Source organism: Cyclonatronum sp., from assembly GCF_022565315.1.
Classification (GTDB): domain Bacteria; phylum Bacteroidota; class Rhodothermia; order Balneolales; family Cyclonatronaceae; genus Cyclonatronum.
This window is the reverse complement of sequence record NZ_JAIUMX010000118.1, coordinates 1-10,241: the sequence shown is the minus strand read 5'-3', so window position 1 is coordinate 10,241 and position 10,241 is coordinate 1. Positions and strand designations below refer to the sequence as shown.

Here is a 10,241-nt window from a genome sequence, read left to right as displayed (position 1 = left end):
TCATTCCATTCTGAAATGGGGATAAAAACACCGGTGGTCTTGCCTTTGCTGTCTGATATGTATTGCACGCTCATAATTCTGTGTTAAGGGTATTATGTATTATACAGCTATAACTGATTGATAAAAAAAGCTCTAAGGGCTTTAAACATGGAATAATATGGTTTGCCAGGATACTTCATCGCTTAGATGCTTTTATAAAATATCCCAATAAATATTTAACAGCAAGGAAGAGCTTGATTACTGGTAGTATTTCAAAAAGTGTGTCCGGGCACAATTTCTGCTGGATCAGGTTCAGGGCAATGATAGAGCTGTTTTAGATCCATGATTGCCGGGAGCCTTCAATTGTATGCTCAGATTCTTTGAATGTCCTGACGTACCATGGTAAGTACCGAATTTCAAGCATGAATGTAGGTCTGTTGTATGCATGGAGCGGGCTGTAGCAGGGGTTGTGCCGGGCTTAAAAATCCTTGTTTAGGGAAGTTTAACGATGGGCCGAAACGCTTTGTGTTGCAACCCGGGTTCTTATTCCTCATCAAAATTCTGCTATCCATAAACGTAAATGATTTCATCACATGGCTTTATCTCCCAACATCTCTGATCGTCAGATGGGCTTTGCCCTGCTTCGGCTGATGCTCGGCGTAAACATGCTTGGCCGCGTTCTGGTGCGGCTTCCTGATGTGCAGCAGTTTGCCGAAGGCATGGCCCGTAACTTTTCCGAAACCATTTTGCCGGAGCCTTTTGTGCTTGTGTACGCCTATGTGATCCTGTTCGCTGAAGGCGTAATTGGTGTGCTGCTTATCCTTGGCTGGAAAACCCGCTGGGCACTGGCTGGCATGGGGCTGCTGCTGGTGAGCCTCGCCTTCGGACAAATCCTGCTCCAGAACTACGGCACCGTGGCCAACATCCTTATTTACGCCATCGCCGTTTATCTGCTGCTCACCAACACCGAGTACGACCATTTCGGCATTGACCGCGGTTTTTCGGTTGACCGGAAGTAAACTTGAAATCTGCGACCGGTCTTTAGGTTGATGGTCCTCGGATTTTGCGGACCGAACTGGATTGCCGCAGATTTATTTTGCTCTGTAGAAGCGTCCGTCCCAAAGCACAAACCCTAACACAGAAAATCATTTTCCGATCAGGCGTACATCCACAATTTCGCCGGGGGTGAACTGATCGCGGATTTCCGGCGGGAGGGCGATTTGCAGGGGCAGGCCGCTTTCGAAGGTCATGCCGGGGCGCTGCATGTCGCGTGCGATGGGCACGATGGCTCCGCCAACAGCAGAGATGCTTGCCCGGTAGCGTACGCTTTTTACACCCCGGCTGCGGATTTCAACGACCATGCCGGTTTCCGGTTGAAGGGCTACAGGCTGCCTGAGGTAGCCTTCGATGTAAAGCGGCTCGGGGGATTCAATCACTGCGAGGGTGTCACCGCGGGTCACGAACTGACCGTTGTACATGCTTTGCATCCGCACGATGCCCCCTGCTGGCGCCTGCATCACTGCGGGCCCGAGCTCAGCTTCGATCATCGCCATTTCGGCTTCATGCACGGCAATGGCCGCTTCCATGATAGCCGTGGCGTCCTCTTCCCGGTAGGAAATACTGCCGGACAGGGCTTCGAGCTGCCGGCTAAGGTCAGTCAGGGTGCTGCCGATGGCTTCCACATTGGCTTCCCGCGCCTGAAGCTCACCAAGTACCCGCTCATAGGCGCTTTGCTCAAGCAGTTGCTGCTCCAAGAGGCGCCTGCTGCGGCTTTCTTCGGCGCGCAAATACGCAAGCTCAGCAAGGTTCACAGCGCGCTCGCGCTCGAGCTCAAGCAGGTCGAGCCGCAGGCTTTGGTAGTCCACATAGCTCCGGCGTAAATCTGAGAGCGGGCTCAGGCTTATGCGCAGCTCCTGTATGGCGGCCTCCGAAAAGGCAAGCCGGCTTTCCAGCTCGCCGGGCAGGCTGCGGTTCAGGGTGAACAGCCGCTGCCCCTGCTCCACGGGTGCAAACGGCCCGGCAGAAATATCGGTGAGGTAGCCGTCGGCCGGAGCAAGCACGGTGACGACATCCCCTACAGCACGCCCGCTGAAATCGGGGGTCTGAACGCGGCTTTCCCAAAGGATGTAAACCGCAGTGCCAGCCAGCAGAAACATAAGGAGCGGCAGCAGCCGGATTCGGAATTCCCGAAAACGGAGCTTTAGCGGGATGGGTACCGGCGCTTTATCAAAAGAGGACATAGAGAGATTGGGGAATTAAACTTCGGATTCGTCTTCCGCTTTCATGCTCGAGAACCGCACGATGCGGGCATCTGCTTCGAGTTCGCTGATGAGCAGCCCCGATTTTTCCGGGTCACGCAGCAGCAGCCGGTAGGAGAGGTCCGTGTTTTCGCTCTCGCTGCCCGCCCGCTCGCTTACCAGATTTTGCTTGAGGCAGTGCCTTTCGAGCAGGCGGCCAACCTCATCGGCGGCACTCTGCACGGAGCCTGCCCAGCTCAGGTTCAGGATGATATCGTATCGCTGACGGCTGCCGAAAGAGGTGAACCACAAATAAAGTAAAATCAAAGCCATGGCGAGGGTTGCAATGGCCGCAGTGGTGAATTTTTGCGTGCCGCAGGCCATGCCGACCACAATCAGGCTCAGGATATAGATGGCATCGAGCGTATCGCGCACAATATTCCGGAACCGCACGATGGCAAACACGGCAAGCAGGCTGAAGGCCGTCACCAGGTTGTTGTCCAGAACCGTCATTACGGTAGCCACGGTAATGGGCAGGATGATGAGCGAACTCACGAAATTCCGCGAGTAGGAGAGCCCGGAATGTGTGAACATGTACACCCACGCCATCAGCTGTCCGCACATAAAGGCGAGCAGCAGGGTAAGCAGCAGGGTCGGGATATCCGTCGGCAGCGGAGCCGTGTCCCCGAAAAAAATCAGATCATTCATACGGTAGTCCAATAAAAAGCGTGCGGCCGTGAAAACGGCAATGAAGAAAACAGCACAGCACTAAATAAGCATTAAGAATAAAGGGAGAAGTTACGACAGGCGGATCTTGTTTTCATGCCCCAGATTGATGAGCCCGTCCACGTATTTTGCAGCTGATTGCTGCCGCAGCCCGAAGACCTGAACCAGGGTTTTGAACCATTCCGGAAAGCGGTCGGTGAACTTGAGTTCGAGGATTACGGTGTTGCCAAAAACCCGGGTAGGCCGGTACATCTCATTTTTGAAGACCACTTCCTGAACGGGCTCTGTGTACACATCGCGGTCGAAGGTGACCCTGATTTTATTGGTGCCGTCCGCCATCCAGGCTTCCCTCAGGTAGGAGACATGCACCGTAGGGCGCGCCTGCAGGTAATTGATTTTTTGGGATATATCGAGGATGGCATCCATGCCGTCATCATCCTTAACGGCCAGATCATGCCAGCCGGGCATGAAGCCGGAAACCAGGCGCTCTGCGGAAGAGCGGTACACTTTGGCGCGTTTTTTTGCGATGATGGAGTTGATACGCCGCTTCATCTCAAAATACACGGGCCGATCTCCGCCCGATTCGTAATACCGGATCCGGAGTTTGTAGCGGTTGCGCTCCCCGTTGATGGTATCGTAGTAGGTCTTCAGGTTCGGAGAATCAAGGTACAGGCTGTGCACCGGGTAAGAGTAGTTAGGCTGCGTGGCCCCGAAGGCATCAAGCTCCAGATAAGACGAAACAAAATCACGGACGGCAAGCGCCGTATGGCTTTCAAGGTGATACTTAAATTCAAATCGTTGCTTCTGTAAATTGTCGGGCATCAGAAAATGATTGTTAGGGAAGGCTAAAAAATAAAACTGGCTATAATTCCCAAATGTTAACGGTTTAATAATATAGCATTATGGGCTCTTTAAGGGAATGATGAATTCAGGCACGTGGAGCCCGGTAGATTGCGCGGGTGAGGTGTTGATATGGCACGCGGATTTTGCGGACCGGGCGGGATTGGCGCGGATGGGTTGGCGCGAGGCTGAAGCACGTTGGTATTCCCCGGGCTTCGGATTTGGGTGAGTTTTTTCAGGTTGTGATACTTACGCAAAAGTGCTAACATTGCAGCTTCAGACCACGAACAATCTGGTTCGCCTTTACGGGCGATTAAAAGGGAATCCCGTGTGAATCGGGAGCTGTACCCGCAACTGTAAGTCCGGTGTCTGGTTTGATGGCGCCGCCATAAAGGCGCTCATCACCTCAGGCAAATTTTCGCGGCTGCCACTATGCCACTGTTTCGAGCCCAAAAGAAATGGGAAGGCGGCAACCGCTTGAACGGATAAGTCAGGAGACCTGCCTTGTTGTTCCGACGCTGTAAACTTCGGGTAAAAGTTTCAGTAGCTCTTAATTATATGATTTCCTTCGATTTGCGCGCCTTTTTCGGGTGCGTGTTTGTCTTTTTTGCCATACCGGTTCTGTGTTTCTTTGCAGGCATGCCGGTGCAGGCGCAGGTCAGTTCCCATTCGGTTTCGGAAGCTCCGGCTGATACAGCAGGCATGATGCGCGCTGTGCTGGGTGAGGTGTACATCGAAGCCTCGCGCATGCCCGTGATCTGGGAGCGGCAGCCCGTGCAGGTGAGCCTGCTCCGGCAGGGTGCCGCTGATGCCTCCGCAGCTTCGAGCCTGGGCGATGTGCTGCGGTTCGGCAGCCCGGTGATGATCCGGCGCTACGGGCTGGGCGGCATTCAGTCGGTTTCGGCCCGCGGGTTCGGGGCGCGGCAAACGTCGCTGATGTGGAACGGCTTCGGCATCAACCACGCGATGCTGGGCGAGACCGACTACAACCTGATTCCCGCCGGGTTTGCCTCGAACATCCGGGTGGCGACCGGCAACAGCAGCGCGGGTTTCGGGGAAGGAAGCACGGCCGGCTCGGTGCTGTTCGACAGTCCGGCCCCGGCCAACCGGACCTCCTTTTCGGCGCAGACCGGCGCCTGGGGACAGCGCAATTTCGGGTTTCAGACCGGCTTTCGCGGGCCCGTTTTCCGGGCATCGCTGCACCTGAGCGGGGCACAGGCTGTGAACAATTACCCCTATTTCGACGACATCCGGCAGCGGGAAGAGTTTCGCCGGAACAATCAGTTTCAAAACCGGCACGCTCTGCTGAGCGCGGGCTTTAGCAGGGGCAGCTGGCAGTACGACGGCAGCCTGTGGCTGGGCGCGGCGGAGCATCATATTTCGGGCAGCTCGGCCGTGCGGAATCCGCGGGCGGTGCAGACCGACGGCTTCACCCGCTGGACCAACCTGCTCGCCCTGCAGCAGGGCAGCGGACTCTGGCAGCTGAGTTCCTTCCACGAATGGTACAGCCTCGACTACCTCGATGCGCCTTCCCGCATCGAAAGCCTGAGCGATCTCGGGCGGCATCAGCTGCGGCTGGTGTACCGGCGCGAGGCGGCGGCAGGCCTGTTTCTCTCAGCCGGGGCGGACGCGGGGCAAACCACCATCAATACCAATAACTACAGCGGCACCGAAACCCGCCGCCATCTTTCCGTTTTTGCGCAGGCCGAGTACCGGCCCGTTGAGCCGCTCACCTTTTACCCCGTACTGCGGCTGCTCTCCTGGTCCGATTTTGGGGAGGCCCTCACCGGCTCCTTCGGGGCCAACTGGCGCACGCCGCTGCGGGGGCTGCACCTGCGGGCTCAGCTGGCGCGGAACTTCAACCCGCCTGGCCTCAACGATCTGTACTGGTCGCCGGGCGGCAACCCCGAGCTGAAGCCCGAAGAGAGCACAAGCTTGGAGGGCGGCCTGGCCTACACCCGCGAGCTGGGGGGCTTCCGCACGCGGGCGGGCCTCACGCTGTACCGGATCTGGTTCGAAAACGGCATCCGCTGGCTGCCCGGCCCCGGCGGCATCTGGTCGCCGGTGAATCTGTTCGAAATCGACAGCCGAGGCGCCGAAGCGGACCTCTCGGCAAGCCTGCACTGGCAGGGATGGGTGTTCACGATGGATGGCGCCCTCGCCCGAACCCGCGCTACGAGTCCGCGGCAGGAATCGGTTGATGGCGAACTGCGCCGCATCGACCGGCAGCTCACCTACGTGCCGGAGTGGAGCTGGAAAGCCGGACTCGGCCTCTCCAAATTCGGCCTGTTCGCCAACGCAAGCCTGCAGCAGGTCGGCAGCCGGTTCACGACGGCCGACCACAGTGCCCCGAACGATCCGCTGGGCGCCTTTGCCGACCTCAGCCTGCAGCTGGGCTACGGGCATCAGTTCCGCGCCGCCGATGTGCGCCTGGCCTGGACCCTGCACAACCTCACCGACGGGCAGCATCAGTTTATTTCCCGCTACCCGCTGCCCCCGCGCTATCACACGCTATCGCTGCGCATCGGCTTCCGCTACTGAGGCCCCGAACTTCGCTTATCTACAAAACCCCAACACAAAACCACGGGAACTGCAGACGACTCCGAACCTCAGCTGAGGCCCCGGGGAGATGATGCCTTCCCGAAATTCACCCTAAAAAAATACCATGACCAATACTACCACGATACCCCGCCTTTCAGCTCTGATGCTGGTTTTACTCCTCCTGCCCGGGCTGGCCCGGGCGCAGCAGCTCGACAAGGTTTATGTGCTTAATCAGGGCGCCTTTTTGCAGGGCAATGCCTCGGTTACTTCCTGGAACCCCGCGACCGGGCAGGTGCAGCAGAATGTGTTTCAGCAGGTTAACGGGCGACCGCTTGGCGATATCGCGATCCATTCGGCCCTGATTAACGAGCTGCTGTATGTGCTTGTGAGCAACTCTGACACCATCGAAATTGTGAACCCGCAGACCTTCGCCTCGGTGAAACGCATTTTTGTGGATGACTTCGGCGGCAGTAGTCCGCAGTGGATCGAGCAGGTGAGCGAAACCAAAGCCTATGTTTCCAACCTCACGGGCACGACGGTTTCGGTGCTTGACCTCACGACCAATGAAATTACCGGCTCCATCGAAGTAGGGCCGAACCCCGAAGGCATCGCGGTGAGCGGGGGGAAGGCTTTTGTGGCCCTCACCGATTTTGGCAACGGTCAGCAGCTTGCGGTGATCGATATCGCGACCGACACCCGCACTGCCCTCATTGATGTGCACGACAATCCGCGCTTTCTGCACACGGCCTCCGACGGGCGTGTTTGGCTGATGAGCACGGGCAGTTTCGGGTTTGGCCTGCCGGAGAGTGACGGCAAAATCAGCATTATTGATCCGGCGGATAACACGGTGGTGTCGGTTATTGATGTGGCCGGCAAACCGCAGCGCATACAGCTGAATGAGGCGCAAAACCTGGTTTACGTGCTCAATAACGGCATTCAGCTGCTCGATATGGAAACGCTGGAATTTCTGGAAGAGGACTTCAGCAGCACGGCCTATTTCGGGATGCGCCTGTGGACGGGCGATGTGCCGCGGGTATTTGCGACAACCGCGCCGGACTTCAGCTCGGCGGGCAACGTGAGCGTGCTCGGCCTGAACGGGGAGGTGCTCACGAGCTTCACCGCGGGCATCGGGCCGGAGTTTGTGCAGTTTGTGGCCGGTGCACCGGTTTCGACGGAGGGCGATGAGCGTGCGGCGGGGTTCGCGCTGCATCAGAACTATCCGAACCCGTTTAACCCTTCAACGGTGATCAGCTATGAGCTGCAGCAGCCGGCGCAGGTGCGGCTTGAGGTGTACAACCTGCAGGGTCAGCGCGTGGCCGTTGCGGATGCCGGTTTCCGCACGGCAGGTTTGCATCAGGTTCGCTTTGATGCCGGTGCGCTGGCAAGCGGCATTTACCTGTACCGGTTACAGGCCGGCGATCTTGTGGCAACAAGACGAATGACGCTGATCAGGTAGGTGCGCAGTTTGATGTTTTTTTGAGCGAAGGCCGGGGCTGCGGGTGCTGTTTCCGGCCTTTGTTTTTGGGTGAGGCTTATGCCGGTGGACGTGGCAGGGCGTCGGTGGGTTTGGCTGCCCGGTTCGGGAAGGCACGGAGGATTTGCTTGTCAAAAGTTATCAGTTTGACATCGAGCTCCTCAGCGAGACTGACAAACTCGCAGTCGTAAGCTGAACAACCCGATTTAACAGCAAGGCTGTAAACCTGAACTGAATTCACATGAAATTCCCTCTCTTGCATTTGCATCGCTGCTTTTTCTGTTATCCGGATAGCATCTGGCAGGTCGATTAAATTTTTCCTCAAATAGAGTGTGATAACGTTCCTGAACTCACTTTTCCAAAGAACTGGGGCAACCCATTCCGGATCCCACCGGAAAAGTTCTTCGCAATGCATTGAGTGCTCCGACGGAAGCCAAAAATGGGCAAGAATGTTGTTGTCAACAACAATCATGGACGGCCCTGATTTTTGGCATCCTGAATTTCTTCGGCAGTAAGGCTTCCTCTCACCCTGCTCCGCATCAGGCGTGCCTGATGAAGGATTTCCTCCTGAGAAACCCTCGCCGGTTCAACAGCTCGCTCGAGGCAGGCAATGATTTCACTGTTCATGCTCCGGTGCTGTGCCTGCGCCTGCTGCTTGAGCTTATTATAGACGGATTCAGGGATGTTTTTGACGGTTACAGAAGGCATGGTTTTGTGGTTGCGTTAAGGTGTAAGAATGAAACTAAAGGATGTATGCTGATTTTGCAAGTAAGGGTATTTGGAGATAGGCTGGCGGAAGTTTCCCAAAGCCTGTACCGGCTTCAGGCCGGCGGCCTTGTGGCAACAAGACGGATGACGCTGATCAGGTAGGTGCGCAGTTTGATGTTTTTATGAGCGAAGGCCGGGGCAGCGGGTGCTGTTTCCGGCCTTTGTTTTTGGGTGAGTAAGGGAAGTGCTATATTTCGGAATGCTAAACGAGAAATACCAAAAAACGCTGTTTGTTATTGGTGGTCCCAACGGATCAGGCAAAACTACGCTTGCACGGGAACTGGTTGACAGCCAAAATGCAACCTACCTGAGCGCTGATGACATTGCTTATGAGCTTAACCCACAGAATCCTTTTTCTGTCCGGATTCAGGCAGGTAAAGAATTTTTCAGGCGTCTTGACGACTTGGGCAGGCGTGAGGAAAATATAATTATTGAATCAACCCTTTCCGGTAAACTGCTGATTCCGTTGGTTTCAAGGTTTAAGAGTGAGTACAGGTTTAATATTGCAATCACGTTTATTTATTTGTCTGATGAACACATGTGTGCCGAGCGTGTAAAGGTGCGTGTTTTGAGGGGGGGACATTTTGTGCCCTTTGAGGATATTAAAAGAAGGTTTAGCAGAAGTATGCTAAACTTTTGGCATGAATACAGGAATCATTGCGATGCATGGCATCTATTCTACAACTCTGAAGACGGGTTCCGTGAAGTAGCGCGATCCCTCCAAAAAAAAATGATTGTGCTGGATGAATCCTTGTTCGAAACATTTAAACAAATTATTGACAGTTATGAGTGAATCAAAAATTGATAGCAGTGAGCTGGCCATTTTACTAACACGCCTGGGCAACAGAGCGGTGCGCAAAGCGCAGGAAGAAAACCGCCGGCTCGGTATTCCGAATGTATATTCCAAAAACGGTCAGATCTACTATCAGCTCCCTGATGGCGAGGTGACTTCGAAGCGGCCGGCCATAATGTCTTCTCCGAAAGCTTCCGAAGAGTAGCGCGGTAATCACAAGACTTGCGGGTATGGGTACTCACGTGCAGCAGGTCGGTGCCTGCTTTGGACAATAATTTCAGCACGGCCGGTTAAAGTCAGGGTAAATCGCCGGGGATATTTTGGGATGTTTGGGTTTTTTTTGCGTTCCTTTTTGCTATCCCGTTGGGAGAAAAATGGTTAGCGTCATGTCTGGAATAGCATAAAGTATATTCTGATATTTGTAATAGGAACACATTGATTTTTCTGAAGCTTGTATGAATGATGTTACACTTCATCTTGTTGCGCGAAATACACCAATCAACAAAAAATGAGGTAATTTATGGCATCTGGTCAATCCCAAACCGCGCAGGTTTCCGAATCATTATCTGATGTAATTTCCGCTTACTGGCATAAAATTCGTACACCGCAGTTTATGCTTTTATTTGCTACAGCATTTTTGGTTTTGTATGTACTGCTGATCAATCTTGAAGCCAACGCAGGCCTGCTGATAAGCATGTTTTTCTTTTCTCAGGTGATGGTCATTTTCTTTGCCTGGATTGTTGTGAGGCACGGCGTATTTGACGGCAAAGAGCTGGAGAAAGACGATGAGTTCGGCTACGAAGATTTTGATCACGAGCAAAACGTTTACACCCGCGACCTGAATCAGGTTTACCGGCAGCTGGGCGATTCGAAGGACTAATAC

Annotated in this window: 11 protein-coding genes and 1 riboswitch; of the genes, 6 read left to right on the top strand and 5 right to left on the bottom strand. The window is 54.7% G+C overall.

Annotated elements, in window-relative coordinates; genetic code table 11:
- Window positions 1–572 precede the first annotated feature (572 nt).
- Window positions 573–998 (top strand): MauE/DoxX family redox-associated membrane protein, encoded by a 426-nt coding sequence (locus LAT75_RS13625; protein WP_291483229.1) that lies wholly within the window; start codon window positions 573–575, stop codon window positions 996–998.
- A gap of 126 nt (window positions 999–1,124) precedes the next feature.
- Here LAT75_RS13625 and LAT75_RS13620 read toward each other — a convergent pair whose 3' ends face one another.
- The 3 genes from LAT75_RS13620 to LAT75_RS13610 form a co-directional block, all read right to left on the bottom strand.
- A complete protein-coding gene (locus tag LAT75_RS13620) occupies window positions 1,125–2,219 on the bottom strand; it encodes an HlyD family efflux transporter periplasmic adaptor subunit (protein WP_291483228.1) in 1,095 nt (364 codons plus the stop codon).
- A 15-nt stretch (window positions 2,220–2,234) separates the two neighbouring features.
- Entirely contained in the window at window positions 2,235–2,924 is a 690-nt protein-coding gene (locus tag LAT75_RS13615) for a DUF4956 domain-containing protein (RefSeq protein WP_291483227.1), read from the bottom strand.
- A 90-nt stretch (window positions 2,925–3,014) separates the two neighbouring features.
- Complete coding sequence (locus LAT75_RS13610; protein WP_291483226.1) at window positions 3,015–3,764, bottom strand: polyphosphate polymerase domain-containing protein; 750 nt, start codon at window positions 3,762–3,764, stop codon at window positions 3,015–3,017.
- A gap of 294 nt (window positions 3,765–4,058) precedes the next feature.
- Window positions 4,059–4,304, top strand: a riboswitch (cobalamin riboswitch).
- Between the two features lie 36 nt (window positions 4,305–4,340).
- On the opposite strand from LAT75_RS13610, the gene LAT75_RS13605 reads away from it, so the two are divergent.
- Together LAT75_RS13605 and LAT75_RS13600 are read left to right on the top strand one after the other, a co-directional pair.
- Window positions 4,341–6,323, top strand: a complete 1,983-nt coding sequence (locus tag LAT75_RS13605; protein WP_291483225.1) for a TonB-dependent receptor — start codon at window positions 4,341–4,343, stop codon at window positions 6,321–6,323.
- A 124-nt stretch (window positions 6,324–6,447) separates the two neighbouring features.
- Entirely contained in the window at window positions 6,448–7,779 is a 1,332-nt protein-coding gene (locus LAT75_RS13600) for a DUF5074 domain-containing protein (protein WP_291483224.1), read from the top strand.
- Between the two features lie 76 nt (window positions 7,780–7,855).
- Here LAT75_RS13600 and LAT75_RS13595 read toward each other — a convergent pair whose 3' ends face one another.
- Both LAT75_RS13595 and LAT75_RS13590 read right to left on the bottom strand, forming a co-directional pair.
- The gene (locus LAT75_RS13595; RefSeq protein WP_291483223.1) at window positions 7,856–8,269 is read right to left on the bottom strand and encodes a type II toxin-antitoxin system VapC family toxin; all 414 of its coding nucleotides are present in this window, start codon (window positions 8,267–8,269) and stop codon (window positions 7,856–7,858) included.
- Window positions 8,266–8,505 carry an Arc family DNA-binding protein gene (locus LAT75_RS13590; protein ID WP_291483222.1) on the bottom strand — a complete coding sequence of 80 codons (240 nt, stop codon included), beginning with the start codon at window positions 8,503–8,505 and terminating at the stop codon, window positions 8,266–8,268. Before LAT75_RS13590 ends, LAT75_RS13595 begins: the two co-directional genes overlap by 4 nt.
- Window positions 8,506–8,764: 259 nt before the next feature.
- Between LAT75_RS13590 and LAT75_RS13585 the strand changes: the two genes are divergently transcribed.
- The 3 genes from LAT75_RS13585 to LAT75_RS13575 all read left to right on the top strand — a co-directional run bounded on the left by LAT75_RS13585 (window position 8,765) and on the right by LAT75_RS13575 (window position 10,238).
- Entirely contained in the window at window positions 8,765–9,358 is a 594-nt protein-coding gene (locus tag LAT75_RS13585) for an AAA family ATPase (RefSeq protein WP_291483221.1), read from the top strand.
- Window positions 9,351–9,563 carry a hypothetical protein gene (locus tag LAT75_RS13580; RefSeq protein WP_291483220.1) on the top strand — a complete coding sequence of 71 codons (213 nt, stop codon included), beginning with the start codon at window positions 9,351–9,353 and terminating at the stop codon, window positions 9,561–9,563. The genes LAT75_RS13585 and LAT75_RS13580 overlap by 8 nt, the downstream gene beginning before the upstream one ends.
- A gap of 315 nt (window positions 9,564–9,878) precedes the next feature.
- Window positions 9,879–10,238, top strand: a complete 360-nt coding sequence (locus tag LAT75_RS13575) for a hypothetical protein (protein ID WP_291483219.1) — start codon at window positions 9,879–9,881, stop codon at window positions 10,236–10,238.
- Window positions 10,239–10,241: the final 3 nt, after the last annotated feature.